This window comes from Arthrobacter sp. 210 2 (assembly GCF_059093025.1).
Window position 1 is genome coordinate 94,564 of the sequence record NZ_JBNHIE010000004.1, and the last position, 15,401, is coordinate 109,964.

Sequence of the window (15,401 nt, forward strand, 5' to 3'; positions counted from 1 at the left end):
CATGATGCGGAAGCTCGGTTGCGATGTCATCGCTGCCGGGTGCCGGGAAGTCCGGCCTCCGCATAGCCGTCACCATGGATGCCAGCATTCGTACCGAGGAACCAGCCAGCATGAAGCTTGCCGAATTCAACACCGCGGACCCGGCCGCCGCCGCGGACACCCTCCGGCCCTGCATCGACATCACCAGATGGGTGGACACCGTCGCCGCCGCCCGGCCCTTCGCCAGCAAGGAAGCCCTGTTGGCCTTCGCGTCCGAAGCGGCCAACCCGTTCACCGCTGCCGAGGTGGTATCAGCGATGGCGCACCATCCGCGGATCGGGGAACGCCCGACGGCGGGCACCACCGAAGCATCCATGTCCCGTTCCGAGCAGGCCGGCGTCGACCCCGCCGATGCCGCCGCCGCGGAGGCCCTGGCCAAGGGCAACAGGGACTACGAGGAAAAGTTCGGCCGGGTCTTCCTGATCCGCGCCGCCGGGCGCACCGCCCCGGAAATCCTGCAGTCCCTCAACGAACGCCTCACCAACACCCCCGCCCAGGAGGACACCATCGTGGCCCAGCAACTGCGTGAAATTGCCGTCCTGCGGCTGGAAGGACTGATCAGCGAATGAGCGTCTCCCACGTCACCACCCACATCCTGGACACCGGCGCCGGACGCCCGGCGGCCGGAGTCGCCGTCGTCCTTTTCCAGAACGACGGCGGCACCTGGCGCCGGCTGGCAGCATCCAGCACCGATGCGGACGGCAGGGCGAAAGACCTGGGCCCGGAGCAGCTGGAACCCGGCCACTACAAGCTCAATTTCGCCACGGGCCACTACTACGCCGGGCTGCAGACGGCCACATTCTTCCCGGAAGTGGACCTGGTCTTTGAAGTCACCGGGCCTGAGCACTACCACGTGCCGCTGCTCCTGAGCCCGTTCGCCTACTCCACCTACCGGGGCAGTTAGGGCGGGCTGCGTCAAGCGGATTAACGCAATGTCGGCCGCGTCACAGATCACGTCATAGGATCAGGAAGGAGACTAACCGAGGGGCCGCTTTGCAGCCTTGTGGCGGGCAGTGAGCCGCAGAAACTACGTGAGAGTGGATCATGGCTTCGAACAATGACCTTGAATCCGACGCCGATACCGAGGGCACCCAGCACGGTGGAGTCCAATCCGTGGAACGGGCACTGACCGTCCTGGAGATCCTGGCCCGGGAAGGCCATGCCGGCGTGAGCGAAATCGCCGAAGAAATGGGGATCCACAAGTCCACCGTCTCCCGCCTGATGGGATCCCTGGTGAGCCGCGAGATGGTCCACCAGAACAGCGACCGCGGCAAATACCAGCTGGGGTTCGGCATCCTGCGCCTCGCCAGCTCCATACCCGGCCGGCTGAGCCTGGTGCAGGAAGCCCGGCCCGTGCTGGAGAGCCTGGCCCTGGAATTCAAGGAAACCGTCAACCTGGCCGTCCTGCGTTCCAACTACGCCGTCAACGTGGACCAGGCCATGGGCCCGTCCACGCTCGCCACGTACGACTGGGTGGGCAGCCTGACACCCCTGCACGCAACGTCCAGCGGGAAGATCCTGCTGGCCGCCCTGAGCGCGGACGAGCGAGACCGGATCCTGAAGGAAACTGGCCTGTCGGCGCGGACCCCGCGGACCATCACCAGCAGGAAAGAGCTGGAAACCCAGCTGCTCGACGTCGCCCGGAACGGCTACGCGGTGGTGAACGAGGAGTTCGAGATCGGCCTGACGGCTGCCGCCGTTCCGGTCTTCAACCACCTGGGGGTCGTCGTCGGGGCCGTGAGCATCTCGGGACCGGCTTTCCGCTTCATTCCCGAGGAGACGCCCGGACTCATCGATGCACTCAAGCAGGCCGGACTGCAGATCAGCGCAAAGATGGGTTACACCGGCGGCCGCTGAACCACTTCGAGCCGGGCTGCGGTTCTTCGCGTGAAAGCGGAGGGCCGCAGCCTTTCGGCGTTTAACAGGCAACAAAGGCAAAAACCCTTGACATCTCCTGTGCGCTCCGTCACGGTGTTGCATATGGTGATGCGTGTTGCTCATAGCGAGCGGGCGCGTTTATCCCTACGACAGCCAGCTCCCGCCAACGCCACCCAGGAGAACCACAGACCATGAGCGCATCACCACGCGTTGTCATCATCGGAGCCGGCATCGTCGGCACCAACCTTGCCGACGAACTCGCCGGCCGCGGCTGGACCAACATCACCGTCGTCGAGCAAGGTCCGCTGGAACTCGCAGGCGGGTCAACCTCGCACGCACCGGGCCTGGTGTTCCAGACCAATCCGTCCAAGACCATGACGGAGTTCGCCACCTACACCGTGAACAAGCTGCTCTCGCTCAGCGCCGACGGCGTCTCCTGCTTCAACCAGGTGGGCGGGCTTGAGCTGGCCACCACCGAGGCGCGGCTCGAGGACCTGAAGCGCAAGCTTGGCTACGCCACCTCCTGGGCGGTCGACGGCCGGCTGATCGACGCGGACGAATGCGAAAAGCACTGGCCGCTGCTGAACAGCGGCGCCCTGGCCGACGGGCGGCGGGTCCTGGGCGGCCTGTACGTCCCCTCGGACGGCCTGGCGTCCGCAGCCCGCGCCGTCCAGCTCCTCATCGCCAAGGCCCGGGCGGCAGGCGTGACATTCCTGGGCTCCACACCGGTCACAGGCATCCAGCAGTCGGCCGGCAAGGTCACCGGTGTTGAAACCCCCGACGGCGTGATCCCGGCTGACATCGTGGTGTCCTGCGCCGGGTTCTGGGGCCGCGAGCTCGGCAGGATGGTGGGCATGCAGGTGCCGCTCCTTCCCCTGGCGCACCAGTACGTCAAGACCACTCCGCTCGAGGGGCTGCGGGACGTCAATGAGCTTCCGAACGGCGCCAGCAAGCCCATCCTGCGCTACCAGGACCGCGACCTCTACTTCCGCGAGCACGGCAACCGGATCGGCATCGGCAGCTACGCGCACAAGCCCATGCCCGTGTGCATGGAACGGCTTCCGCGCGTCGGTGCCGGTGAGATGTCGGACCACAACATGCCCTCCCGCCTGGACTTCACCCTGGAAGACTTTGCCCCCGCCTGGGAGGACTGCCAGGACCTGCTGCCGGCCCTGCACGCGACGCAGATCAACGACGGCTTCAACGGCATCTTCTCCTTCACCCCGGACGGCGGCCCGCTCATGGGCGAATCGCCCGACGTCGAAGGGTTCTTCGTGGCGGAGGCCGTGTGGGTCACCCATTCCGCCGGCGTGGCCAAGGCGATGGCCGAGATGCTGGTGGAAGGCGAGTCCCGCACCGACCTGCACGGCTGTGAAATCTCCCGCTTCGAGAAGGCGCAGACCTCCGACGCCTACGTCAGCGAAACATCCCAGCAGAACTTCGTGGAAATCTACGACATCCTGCACCCGCTCCAGCCCCGGGAAGCCCCGCGGGACGTGCGCGTGAGCCCCTTCAACGTCCGGCAGAAGGAACTGGGGGCGTTCTTCCTGGAGTCCGCAGCCTGGGAGCGGCCGCACTGGTTCGAGGCCAACCGCGGCCTGCTGGAGGAGCTGCCCGCCGAGTGGCAGGCCCCGGAACGGGATGAATGGTCCGGCATGTTCCACTCCCCCATCTCCGCAGCCGAAGCGTGGAAGACGCGTACCGCCGTCGCGCTGTACGACATGACGCCGCTCAAGCGGCTTGCCGTCACCGGCCCCGGAGCCCTGGACCTGCTCCAGCGCCTCAGCACCGGCAACATCGCCAAGAAGCCCGGAGCAGTCACCTACTGCCTGCTGCTGGCGGACGACGGCGGCATCCGCAGCGACGTGACCGTCGCCCGGCTTGGCGAGCAGGACTTCCAGCTGGGCGTGAACAGCAACGTGGACTTCGACTACCTGCGCGTGGAGGCCCGGAAGCAGTCCGCCGGGGACCCGTCGCGGTGGGTGCATGTCACGGACATCACCGGCAGCACCTGCTGCATCGGCCTGTGGGGACCGCTGGCGCGTGAAGTGATGGCCAAGGTCAGCACCGCCGACCTCAGCAACGACGGCCTGAAGTACTTCCGCACCAAGGAAATCACCATCGGCGGCATTCCCGTCACGGCAATGCGGCTCTCCTACGTGGGCGAGCTCGGCTGGGAGCTGTACACCACCGCCGAATACGGCCTGAAGCTGTGGGACCTGCTCTTCGAAGCGGGCCGGGAGCACGGCATCATCGCTGCGGGCCGCGGCGCCTTCAACAGCATGCGGCTGGAAAAGGGCTACCGGCTCTGGGGCACGGACATGACCACGGAGCACCACCCCTACCAGTCCGGCCTGGGCTTCTCCGTGGCCAAGGACAAGGTTGGGTACGTGGGCTGCGATGCGCTGGCCGCCCGCAAGTCGCAGCCGGCGGCCAAGACGCTGCGCTGCCTGACGGTCGACGACGGCACCTCGGTGGTGCTGGGCAAGGAACCTGTCTACGTCAACGGCGAAGCCTCGGGCTACGTCACCAGCGCCGCCTACGGCTTCTCCATCGGCAAACCGATCGCCTACGCCTGGCTGCCGTCCGCCGTGGACGTCGGGGACGCTGTGGAGATCGAATACTTCGGCCGGCGCGTCGCCGCCACCGTCACCGCCGAACCGCTGTTCGATCCGGGCATGGAGCGCCTGCGCGGCTAAGCAAACCAGTGGCTGGGCCCACCGGAAACCCCCGGTGGTTGAGCCTGTCGAAACCCGGCGGGCTCAACCACCTTTCAGTTCCGCTAGTCCGCCAGCTGGACTGAGCCTTCGAGGTACCGCACGCACGTGCCGGAGAGCAGGGTGCGTGCGCCCTCCACGCGGCAAAGCACCGTGCCGCCCCTGGCAGAGAGCTGCCGGGCGGCCAGGACCGTGCTGCCCAGCCGGCCGGCCCAAAGCGGCGCAAGCTGGGAGTGGGCCGAACCGGTCACGGGGTCCTCGTCGATGCCGGCCCGGGCACCGAAGAACCGGGAGACAAAGTCATAGCCCGTTTCACCGCCTGCAGCGGTCACTACAACGCCGCGGACGGGCAGCTTCGCAAGCGCGCCAAAATCGGGCGACAGCGTGCGCACTGTCTCGGCATCCTCGACCACATGGATGAGGTCGGTGGCCAGGAAAGCCTCCAGCGCCGGAACCCCGAGGGCCTCGCTGACAACCGGGTCGACGGCCACCGGTTCGGGCATTTCGGAAGGGAAATCCAGGACGTAGCCCTCGCCGTCCCGCTCCACATACAGCCAGCCGCTGCGGCTCCAGAACTGCAGGCGCTTGGCGTCCGGGTGGACATCGGTGAAGAGGTAGGACGCCGTGGCCAGGGTTGCATGCCCGCACAGGTCCACCTCGATGGCCGGCGTGAACCAGCGGAGGTGGTAGGCGGGCTGCGCGAAGTCGAAGGGCGTGGCCCCATCCGGGATCTCCGGGACGAGTTCCCACTACCGTAGCGGCGGACTGGACTGCAAAGTTAGAGCCAGTTGCAGGAAGTGGCCTTGGCGTACACGGCGACGGTGTCCTTCCGCATCAGCCGGAAGGACGCCGTCGCTGTTTGTGGCGGGTAGCCGCGGGTTATCCGGCCGTGGCCGGCTCCAGCGCCCCGGCAGCATCCTCCGCTGCTGCTTCGGTGTGTGGTTCGAAGCGTACGAACATGGCTTTGAAGCCGGGGGTGTTGGATTCCCGGGCGACGTTTTCCTTGTGCACCAGGGCGTTGGCTTCGGGGAAGTACGCGGCGGCGCAGCCCTTCGCGGTGGGGTAGGCCACGAGCCGGAACTTCTCGGCACGGCGGTCAACGCCGCCGAAGGTGCTGACGACGTCCACGAGGTCGCGGTCGTTGTAGCCCTGTTCGGCGAGGTCTTCGGGGTGGATGAGGATCACGCGGCGGCCGCCGGAGATGCCGCGGTAGCGGTCGTCCAGGCCGTAGTAGGTGGTGTTGTACTGGTCGTGGCTGCGGATGGTCTGCAGCACCAGGTGCCCGGCCGGCGGGGTGAGGTATTCCAGCGGGCTGACGGTGAACCGGCCGCGGCCGATGTCCGTGGCGAACGAGCGGGTGTCCCGGGGCGGGTTGGGCAGCACGAACCCGTTTTTGGTCCGGACCCGGGCGTTGAAGTCCTCGAACCCGGGCAGGACCCGTTCGATGTGGTCCCGGATCACGTCGTAGTCCTCGGCCATGGCCTTCCAGTCCACGGAGTGGTCCGGGCCAAAGGTGGCCTCAGCCATCCGGGCTACGATCACCGGCTCGGCGAGCAGGTGCTCCGAGACCGGCGTCAGCCGGCCCTGCGTGGAGTGGACCACGGACATGGAGTCCTCCACGGACAGGAACTGCGCGCCCTTGGGGTGCTTGTCGTCCTTGTCGGTCCGGCCCAGGGTGGGCAGGATCAGCGAGGTGCGGCCGTGGACGATGTGGGAGCGGTTGGGCTTGGTGGAGATGTGCACGGTCAGCCCGATCCGCTGCATCCCTGCCTCCAGCATTTCGGTGTCCGAGCAGGCCAGGGAGAAGTTGCCGCCCATCGAGACGAACACGTCCACCTCGTTGCGTTCGAACGCCTCCATGGACTCCACGGCGTCGTAGCCGTGGTGCCGCGGGGAGGTAATGCCGAACTCGGTGTCGAGCGCTTTAAGGAGCCATTCCTTGGGTTTTTCCCAGATGCCCATGGTCCGGTCGCCCTGGACGTTGGAGTGCCCGCGCACGGGGCAAGCGCCGGCGCCGGGTTTGCCGAAGTTGCCCTGCAGCAGCAGGACGTTGACCATTTCCTTGATGGTGTCCACCGAGTGCGGCTGCTGCGTCACGCCCAGCGCCCAGCAGAAGATGGTGGCCTTGGACTTGATGAGCATCCCGGCCACTGTCTCGATCTGTTCCCGGGACAGGCCGGTGGCCTGCTCGGTCTCGGCCCAGTCCAGCTCCTTGCGGGCGTCGCGGTAGGCGTCGAACCCGTCAGTTTGGGCTGCGATGAAGGAATGGTCGACGACGGTGCCCGGGTTCCGTTCCTCCTCCGCCAGCAGCAGGTGCCCGAGCGCCTGGAACAGCGCCAGGTCCCCGCCCACCTTAATCTGCAGGTACTCGTCGGCCAGCGGAGTGCCGCCGCCCACCACACCGGAAACGGTCTGCGGGTCCTTGAAGTTGAACAGCCCGGCCTCGGGCAGCGGGTTGACCGCCACCACCTTGCCGCCCTTGTCCTTGCATTCCTTCAGCGCGGACAGCATCCGGGGGTGGTTGGTGCCAGGGTTCTGGCCCACCACGAAGATCAGCTCTGAATCGTGGATGTCCTCCAGGGACACGGTACCCTTGCCGATGCCGATGGTCGGGTTCAGTGCCGAGCCGGAGGACTCGTGGCACATGTTGGAACAGTCCGGCAGGTTGTTGGTGCCCAGCGCCCGGGCGAACAGCTGGTACATAAACGCTGTCTCGTTCGCGGTCCGGCCCGAGGTGTAGAAGACGCACCGGTCAGCCGTGGTAGCCCGCATGTGCTCACCGATCAGCTCGAACGCGTCAGCCCAGGAGATCGGTGAGTAGTGGGTGTCACCTTCGCGGATCACCACCGGTTCACTCAGCCGGCCCTGGTTGCCCAGCCAATACTCCGTCTTGGTGGAGAGCTCCGCGATCGAGTGCTTAGCCCAGAACTCCGCCCCCACCGTACGCAGGGTGTTTTCCTCGGCCACGGCCTTGGCGCCGTTCTCGCAGAACTCGGCCGCCTTGCGCTTCTTGTCCGACTCCGGCCACGCGCAGCCCGGGCAGTCAAACCCGCCGCGCTGGTTCAACCGCAGCAACGACTGCGCCGTGCGCGTCACACCCGCCTGCGCCACCGCACGTTCCAGGGCGACCATCACGGCCTTCACCCCTGCCGCCTCGGTCTTGGGCTTATGGACTTCGAGGTCGTCCTCGTTGATGTCCGCAACGGGTGCGGGCAGCTTACCGAACTTCATTGTTCCAACTTCCTTACCGGCATACGTAGTTCTGGCACCAGCAAAGGCGCACCAAGGTTCCTGGCGCGCCTTTGCGGGACACTGCTGTTACTTCAATGGCTACTGGGCGACCTTCGCCAGGGTTTCCTGCTCCGCGCCGATGGTGGTGTTGTCGCCGTGGCCGGTGCGGACCACCGTCTCGGCCGGCAGCACCAGCAGCCGCTCCCGGATCGAGGCCAGGATGGTGGGGTAGTCACTGTAGGACCGGCCGGTTGCCCCGGGGCCGCCATTGAACAGCGTGTCCCCGGTGAAGACCGTTCCTTCGCTTTCCAGGTAGAAGCAGGTGGAGCCCGGCGAGTGGCCAGGGGTGTGGATGGCCCGCAGCGTAGCGCCGCCGACTTCGAACAGGTCACCATCGTGGTGCTCCCGGTCCGGTTCGTAGTCCGGGTAGACCTGCTTCCACAGGACCAGGTCTTCCGGGTTCAGCACGATCGGGGCGCCCACGGCGTCTGCGACTTCCCGGGCGGCGCCGATGTGGTCGTTGTGCGCGTGCGTCAGCAGGATGGCCTTGACCTTCCGGCCGCGGACTTGGTTGATGATCGCCGCGGCGTCGTGCGGGGAGTCAATGATCACGCATTCCTCGTCGTTGCCGACGATCCAGACGTTGTTGTCCACGTCCCACGTGCCGCCGTCGAGCGAAAACGTGCCCGAGGTGACCAGGTTCTCAATCTGTACTGCCATTACAGTTCCACCACCGAGCGCAGGACCTTGCCCTGGTGCATCTTTTCGAAGGCTTCCTCCACCTGGTCGATGGTGATGCGCTCCGACACGAAGGCGTCCAGGTCCAGGTTGCCCTGCTTGTAATGGCTGACCAGCATCGGGAAGTCGCGGGAGGGCAGGCAGTCGCCGTACCAGGAGGACTTCAGCGACCCGCCCCGGCCGAACACGTCCAGCAGCGGCAGCTCCAGCGTCATTTCCGGCGTCGGGACGCCCACCAGGACCACCCGGCCGGCAAGGTCGCGGGCGTAGAACGCCTGCTTGTAGGTTTCGGGACGGCCGACGGCGTCAATCACCACGTCAGCGCCGTTGCCCCCGGTGAGGGCACGGATCGCCTCGACGGCGTCTTCCTGCTTGGAGTTCACCCCGTGCGTGGCGCCCAGGGACTTGGCCATCTCGATCTTGTTGTCGTCGATGTCCACGGCGATGATCGTCGTGGCACCGGCCAGCTTCGCACCGGCGATCGCCGCGATGCCCACACCGCCGCAGCCGATCACGGCCACGGACTCGCCGCGCTTGACTTCACCGGTGTTGATGGCAGCGCCAATGCCGGCCATCACACCGCAACCCAGCAGGCCCACCGCGGCAGCATCAGCTTCGGGATCGACCTTGGTGCACTGCCCCGCCGCGACCAGCGTCTTCTCCGCGAAGGCGCCGATACCCAGGGCCGGGGAGAGTTCGGTGCCGTCCTCCAGGGTCATCTTCTGGGTAGCGTTGGCCGTGTTGAAGCAGTACTGCGGCTGGCCCTTGGCACACGCCCGGCACTGGCCGCACACCGCACGCCAGTTCAAGATCACGCGGTCGCCCGGGGACACCTCGGTGACGTCCGGACCAACAGCACTGACCACGCCGGTGGCCTCATGGCCCAGCAGGTACGGGAACTCGTCGCCGATGCCGCCCTGCTTGTAATGCAGGTCAGTGTGGCAGACGCCGCAGGTGAGAATATCCACCAGCGCCTCCCCCGGACCCGGGTCCGGCACCAGGATGGTCTCCAGCGAAACCGGGGCATCCTTCTCCCGGGCGATGACGGCTTGAACTTTATGGACCATTGTTCTCGTGTTCCTTTCCTGGACCCGGGCGGATCCGGCGACTCGGCACCACGTGCCAATCTAGCTGACGCAAATGTGCCTGACGAGGCCGTCCTCCTGGTTTGCCAGCCGCAATAAATTGCGTATTACACAACCAATTGCGCATAGCGCTACAGGAAAATATGACAGTGGCCACAGCCCCTGTCAATAGATATATCAGTCTGGAGTGCTTAATCTGCTGCCCGCAGTAGGCTGGATGGCATGGCTTCTGAACAACCCCCTGCTGAGCGGCGCGAAGTAACAGTGCGCCGGGCCCCCAAATATGTGCCCTTCCTGATCCTGGGCGCATTGGTGGGGATTGTGGCCGCGGCGGTAGTGGCGTACGGCCTTCCCGGGAACGCCAGCTTCGATGCCGGCTCGGTCTTCGGCTTCTTCCTGGTGATGTTTGCCGGCTTCGGTGCCATCCTGGGCGCCGCGCTGGCCCTTATCCTGGACCGCCGCAGTATTAAGCGCCGGCAGCGGGCCGTGGTGGAGTCAGTTCCCGACTCTGAGCCGGACACCGATCCCCAGCCCTAGCTCCGGTCATAAACCGCGGGCCGGAAAAGTCATACCCCATGTCGTGAGATAATCGACCAGTGGCACGCGGCGATGGAAAACTTTCCCATGATCTTCTCCCTGGCGAAAAAGGCCCGCAGGACGCTTGTGGCGTCTTCGGAGTCTGGGCACCAGGTGAAGAAGTAGCAAAACTTACCTATTACGGGCTGTATGCACTGCAGCACCGCGGTCAGGAGTCGGCTGGTATAGCCACCAGCGACGGCAAGCGGATCAACGTCTACAAGGACATGGGACTTGTCTCCCAGGTCTTCGACGAGACCACGCTGAACACCCTGACCGGGCACCTGGCCGTCGGCCACTGCCGCTACTCCACTACCGGCGCAAGCCACTGGGCCAACGCCCAGCCCACCCTCGGTGCCACCAGCACCGGCACCGTGGCCCTGGCGCACAACGGCAACCTGACCAACACCGCCGAGCTCAACGCCATGATCCTGGAACGCAACGGCGGCAACCTCACCGGTGAAATGAAGCAGGGCAACACCTCGGACACCGCCCTGGTCACGGCCCTGTTGGAAGGCGAAGAGGGCAAGACCCTCGAGGAGACCGCCACCGAACTCCTGCCCAAGATCAAGGGTGGTTTCTGCTTTGTCTTTATGGACGAAGGCACCCTCTACGCCGCGCGGGACACCTACGGCATCCGCCCGCTGGTCCTTGGCCGGCTGGAGCGCGGCTGGGTGGTCGCCTCGGAGCAGTCCGCACTGGCAACCGTGGGCGCCAGCTTCATCCGCGAAATCGAGCCCGGCGAGTTCATCGCCATCGACGAAGAGGGCGTGCGTTCCAAGCGCTTCGCCGAGCCCACGCCGGCCGGCTGCGTTTTCGAATACGTCTACCTTGCGCGCCCGGACGCCGCCATCGCCGGCCGCTCCGTCTACGAATCGCGCGTGGAGATGGGCCGCCAGCTGGCCCGGGAAAACACCCAGGTTGCGGACATCGTCATTCCGGTTCCGGAATCCGGCACCCCTGCCGCGGTGGGCTACGCCGAGGAATCCGGCATCCCCTTCGCCCACGGCTTCGTCAAGAACTCCTACGTGGGCCGTACCTTCATCCAGCCCTCGCAGACCCTCCGCCAGCTGGGTATCCGGCTCAAGCTCAACGCCCTTGAGTCCGTGATCCGCGGCAAGCGCGTGGTGGTGGTGGATGATTCGATCGTCCGCGGCAACACCCAGCGCGCCATCGTCCGGATGCTCCGGGAGGCCGGCGCCGCCGCCGTGCACGTCAAGATTTCCTCCCCGCCCGTCCAGTGGCCCTGCTTCTACGGCATCGACTTCGCCTCCCGGGCGGAACTGATTGCCAACGGCGCCACCATCGAGGAGATCTCGCAGGCCATCGGTGCCGATTCGCTGGCGTACATCTCCGAGGACGGCATGATCGGCGCCACCCGGCAGCCGCGTGAACGCCTCTGCACCGCCTGCTTCACCGGCAAGTACCCCATCGAACTCCCGGGTTCGGACAAGCTGGGCAAGAACCTCCTGGAGCGCACCGACCTGGGCGGCCTGAAGCCCTCCCCGTCCGCCCTCCCGGGCCAAACTGCGGCCCTTGCCGTGGACCCCGAAGTGGACCCGGCGGAAAAGTCCGGCGCCACCGGCTGCGACCCCGGACCGGACTCCGAGTTTGAAAACCTGCTGACCGAAGCCGACCTCGTGCCGGACGTACACGCCGCCGCCGGCGCTGACAAGAAAGAGTCCGTATGACTTCCGCAACGCCCGCCGCAAACAACGCCGGCATCACCTACGCCTCCGCCGGCGTCGATGTTGAAGCCGGCGACCGCGCCGTCGAGCTCATGAAGGGTGCCATCAAGGCAACCCACAACTCTTCGGTGATCGGCGGGGTGGGCGGCTTCGCCGGCCTCTACGACGTCTCCCGGTTGCTGACTTACAAGAAGCCGCTCCTTGCCACCTCCACCGACGGCGTGGGCACCAAGGTTGCCATCGCCCAGGCCATGGACATCCACGACACCATCGGTTTCGACCTGGTGGGCATGGTGGTGGACGACATCGTGGTGGTGGGCGCCGAACCCCTGTACATGACCGACTACATCGCCTGCGGCAAGGTGGTGCCGGAGCGCATCGCAGACATCGTCCGCGGCATCGCGGCTGCCTGCTCGGTGGCCGGCACGGCGCTGGTGGGCGGCGAAACCGCCGAGCACCCGGGCCTGCTGGGCGAGCACGAGTACGACGTCGCCGGTGCCGCCACCGGTGTCATCGAGGCGGACCACCTCCTGGGCCCGGAGCGCGTCCGCGCGGGCGACGTGGTGATCGGCATGGCCTCCTCAGGCCTGCACTCCAACGGCTACTCCCTGGTGCGCCGCGTGATCAACCACGCCGGCTGGGCACTGGACCGCCAGGTTTCCGAACTCGGCCGTACCTTGGGCGAGGAGCTCCTCGAGCCCACCCGCGTCTACGCCGCGGACTGCCTGGACCTGGCCCGCACGTTCCCGGTGACGGGCAGCGCTGCCGTTCACGGCTTCAGCCACGTGACCGGCGGCGGCCTCGCCGCCAACCTGGCGCGCGTCCTCCCCCAGGGGCTGGTGGCAACGGTGGACCGCGCCACCTGGGAACTGCCGGCCATCTTCAAGCTGGTCTCCGAGCTGGGCAACGTCCCGCTGGCAGACCTGGAGCGCACCCTCAACCTTGGCGTGGGCATGGTGGCCATCGTTTCCCCCGAAGCGGCGGACGCCGCCGTATCCCGCTTGAACGACCGTGGCCTCCCGTCCTGGGTCATGGGCACTGTCACCGAGGATTCGGACTCAATCCTGAAGTCCGGCCCGGACTATGTCCAGGGCGCCAAGGGCGTGGACGGCGGCGCAGTCCGCCTGGTCAACGCCTACGCGTAAGCACTACTCCCGTGGGCGCTCCGCGGCCGCCCTCTGACGGGCGGCTGCGGGGCGCCGCTGCGTTTAACCCTGTACCTGGATGAGGTTCAGGATCCCGCCCTGCGGATCGCGGATGGTGGCCAACGAACCATTCCCCGGGCGGTCGTCCGGCTCCACAAGAATCCCGCCGCCGGCGGCCACTGCGGACTGTACGGCTGCGGCAAGGTCGGCAACACCAAAGTAAATCTGCCAGCCGGCTTCCTCCCCCGCCTCGGCAGGGACAACCCCGGCCACCTCCTCACCCTGCACCAGCAGCGTGCTGTAGCTGCCGCCGTCGTCCTGGGGATATTCGGTGACCTCATGCCCGAAAAGCTGCTGGAGGAAGCCGACGGCGGCCTGCGGCTCGGGCGTTGACAGTTCCGCCCATGCCAGTGCACCGGGTTCGTCGTACAGGTGGCTTCCTGCATGCGTTCCGGCCTGCCAGATGCCGGTAGTACCGCCCCCGGGAGGCCTCAGAAAAGCGAGGACGCCGGTATCCCCTACTGTTTCGGGTCCGAACTCCGCAGCCCCGCCGGCGTGGCCGGCGTCCTGCACAGTGGCTGCGGCATCACTGCAGGCGAGGTAGATGTTCCACTGGGCATGGGTTCCGGCAGCCTGCTGCAGCGGGTTTTGGGGGGCGATGACCGCGACGAGCTGCCCATTCATGAAGGCGCGGGCGAAGCTGCGGCCATCCGGCGTGGGCAGGTCTTCATACGTCCAGCCGAACACCGTCGCGTAAAAGTCCTTGGCAGCGGCAACATCGGGTGTCTGCAGGTCCGCCCAGCAGGGCTCACCCTCGGCGTACTTGGTGCGGGCAGTCATGCGGTCAGGCTACCAGTGCGGGCAGGACTGCCCGGCAAACCGGCAACAAAAAGCCCGCTGCCAGCACCTTTGAAGGTGCGGACAGCGGGCTTTCCAACTGAAGTCAGGACCCTGGATCCGCGGGGATCAGGGTACTGAAAAAGAAGCGCTGCACTGATCCATTGGAAACTGCAGAAACACCTGCTGCATCCATTGGTGCCGCGGCGTCACAGGGCTGCCGCCCTCAGGCGTTGGCAGCTTGCGACAACTAGCCGATCCGACGGGTGTCTACCTCGTCGTCGTCTTCTTCCAAATCATCCGCGTACTTATCCACATAAGCCGAATAGTCCGGTTCGACCGGCTCATTCGCATAATGGCTCGTGGCACGACTGCCTGGACCCGTCAGCTCACGCTGAAGTGCCGAGTAGTCAGTGTTCGGGGAGTAGTACTTGATATCCCGAGCCTGCTTGGTAGCTTTTGCCTTTTGACGGCCGCGCCCCATGGCGTGACCCCCTTTTGTACTTGGACCGGAGGTGGTCACCTTGGCGTAGGTGAGGCCCCGGAATGTTTGGTCAATTTGTCGTACACCTAGATTACATGCTTTCCGCCTGCCCTGCTTGCCAGACGGGACGCCCTGCCGTGGTTTGCGCTACTATTCCTCTGCTCCACCCGCGAGTTTCCAGCTTTTTTCTTCGGTAGAGTCGCTAAAACAACTGCCGAAACTGGACGGCTGACAGGCTGCCACCGCGGAAAGAACGCAGGAGGATGCACCCACGTGAACAACCAGGACGTCCCGCCGAAGCCCACCTCGCCGCCCACTGGCGGCCTTCCGAAGGTTCCTGCCGGGAACGAGGACCCCGGCCGCGGTCACAGCCCAGCCGCAGGCCCTGCCCCCGCACCCGAATCCGTCACCTGGTCCCAGCATGTGCCGGAAGCGAAGCCAAGGATGCGGGCAGGAACCAAACGCGCCCTGTGGAAGGCGTTCTTCGTCGTCGTGCTCCTGGCCGTGGTCAGCGGACTGGTGTGGCTCGCCATCTGGCTGAACTCCGGCCAGGGTTCCCAAACAGCGGATGCCGAAACTTCCGGCGTGCTTGAGACCACTGTCACCCCGCCCGCAACACCGCTGCCCCTGCCGCGGGAAGGAGTGCCGGCCACCGAGTATGCGCTGGGCGACTGTTTCGCCGACTTCAACCCCGAAGCGCTGGCGTCCAGGGTGGTCCCGTGCGACACAGGCCATTCCGCACAGCTGGTGGCAGTCTTCCGCTACCCGGAGGCCGGGGACTACCCCGGGGCGGACGCGCTCAAGGCCAAAGCACTGGAAGCCTGCCAGGCTGCCAGGCTGGGCCCGGCGGCCGACCAGTACCCGCTCAATTTCCAGCGCAGCTTCCCCAGCGATACCAGCTGGGGCTCCGGTGACCGCAGGGTGGACTGCTACGTGACTGCAGACGGCGGCAACGTCATCAACGCGAGCGTGCTGCCCTAGCG

The 15,401-nt window shown here is 66.3% G+C and carries 14 protein-coding genes; 8 read left to right on the forward strand and 6 right to left on the reverse strand.

The window, feature by feature from the left end:
* Positions 1-110: 110 nt before the first annotated feature.
* From uraD to AC5RWA_RS09995, 4 genes are all read left to right on the forward strand, one after another.
* Positions 111-608 (forward strand): 2-oxo-4-hydroxy-4-carboxy-5-ureidoimidazoline decarboxylase, encoded by a 498-nt coding sequence (gene uraD / locus AC5RWA_RS09980; RefSeq protein ID WP_494057631.1) that lies wholly within the window; start codon positions 111-113, stop codon positions 606-608.
* Positions 605-943, forward strand: a complete 339-nt coding sequence (gene uraH / locus AC5RWA_RS09985) for a hydroxyisourate hydrolase (protein ID WP_275728995.1) — start codon at positions 605-607, stop codon at positions 941-943. Before uraD ends, uraH begins: the two co-directional genes overlap by 4 nt.
* A 140-nt stretch (positions 944-1,083) precedes the next feature.
* Positions 1,084-1,896 carry an IclR family transcriptional regulator gene (locus tag AC5RWA_RS09990; RefSeq protein WP_115523669.1) on the forward strand — a complete coding sequence of 271 codons (813 nt, stop codon included), beginning with the start codon at positions 1,084-1,086 and terminating at the stop codon, positions 1,894-1,896.
* 212 nt (positions 1,897-2,108) lie between these two features.
* Positions 2,109-4,616 (forward strand): GcvT family protein, encoded by a 2,508-nt coding sequence (locus tag AC5RWA_RS09995; protein WP_494057488.1) that lies wholly within the window; start codon positions 2,109-2,111, stop codon positions 4,614-4,616.
* Positions 4,617-4,699: 83 nt separating this feature from the next.
* Here AC5RWA_RS09995 and AC5RWA_RS10000 read toward each other — a convergent pair whose 3' ends face one another.
* The 4 genes from AC5RWA_RS10000 to AC5RWA_RS10015 form a co-directional block, all read right to left on the reverse strand.
* A complete protein-coding gene (locus AC5RWA_RS10000) occupies positions 4,700-5,365 on the reverse strand; it encodes a PhzF family phenazine biosynthesis protein (RefSeq protein WP_494057632.1) in 666 nt (221 codons plus the stop codon).
* Positions 5,366-5,513: 148 nt separating this feature from the next.
* Positions 5,514-7,865: an FdhF/YdeP family oxidoreductase gene (locus AC5RWA_RS10005; protein ID WP_494057489.1), complete on the reverse strand. Its 2,352-nt coding sequence runs from the start codon at positions 7,863-7,865 to the stop codon at positions 5,514-5,516.
* 99 nt (positions 7,866-7,964) lie between these two features.
* Complete coding sequence (locus tag AC5RWA_RS10010) at positions 7,965-8,585, reverse strand: MBL fold metallo-hydrolase (RefSeq protein ID WP_494057490.1); 621 nt, start codon at positions 8,583-8,585, stop codon at positions 7,965-7,967.
* A complete protein-coding gene (locus AC5RWA_RS10015) occupies positions 8,585-9,670 on the reverse strand; it encodes an S-(hydroxymethyl)mycothiol dehydrogenase (protein ID WP_494057491.1) in 1,086 nt (361 codons plus the stop codon). The genes AC5RWA_RS10010 and AC5RWA_RS10015 overlap by 1 nt, the downstream gene beginning before the upstream one ends.
* 240 nt (positions 9,671-9,910) lie before the next feature.
* Between AC5RWA_RS10015 and AC5RWA_RS10020 the strand changes: the two genes are divergently transcribed.
* From AC5RWA_RS10020 to purM, 3 genes are read left to right on the forward strand one after another with little or no spacing between them, the layout of a single operon-like run.
* The gene (locus tag AC5RWA_RS10020) at positions 9,911-10,225 is read left to right on the forward strand and encodes a hypothetical protein (protein ID WP_115523663.1); all 315 of its coding nucleotides are present in this window, start codon (positions 9,911-9,913) and stop codon (positions 10,223-10,225) included.
* Positions 10,226-10,284: 59 nt separating this feature from the next.
* Complete coding sequence (gene purF, locus AC5RWA_RS10025) at positions 10,285-11,955, forward strand: amidophosphoribosyltransferase (protein ID WP_079595245.1); 1,671 nt, start codon at positions 10,285-10,287, stop codon at positions 11,953-11,955.
* Positions 11,952-13,097, forward strand: a complete 1,146-nt coding sequence (purM, locus tag AC5RWA_RS10030) for a phosphoribosylformylglycinamidine cyclo-ligase (RefSeq protein ID WP_115523662.1) — start codon at positions 11,952-11,954, stop codon at positions 13,095-13,097. The genes purF and purM overlap by 4 nt, the downstream gene beginning before the upstream one ends.
* Before the next feature lie 63 nt (positions 13,098-13,160).
* Here the strand turns inward: purM and AC5RWA_RS10035 are convergent, their stop codons facing one another.
* Positions 13,161-13,937, reverse strand: a complete 777-nt coding sequence (locus AC5RWA_RS10035; protein WP_494057492.1) for a VOC family protein — start codon at positions 13,935-13,937, stop codon at positions 13,161-13,163.
* Positions 13,938-14,184: 247 nt separating this feature from the next.
* Positions 14,185-14,418, reverse strand: coding sequence for a DUF3073 domain-containing protein (locus AC5RWA_RS10040; RefSeq protein ID WP_050053419.1), 234 nt, complete (start codon positions 14,416-14,418; stop codon positions 14,185-14,187).
* Positions 14,419-14,691: 273 nt separating this feature from the next.
* On the opposite strand from AC5RWA_RS10040, the gene AC5RWA_RS10045 reads away from it, so the two are divergent.
* Positions 14,692-15,399: a septum formation family protein gene (locus tag AC5RWA_RS10045; protein ID WP_494057493.1), complete on the forward strand. Its 708-nt coding sequence runs from the start codon at positions 14,692-14,694 to the stop codon at positions 15,397-15,399.
* Positions 15,400-15,401 lie beyond the last annotated feature (2 nt).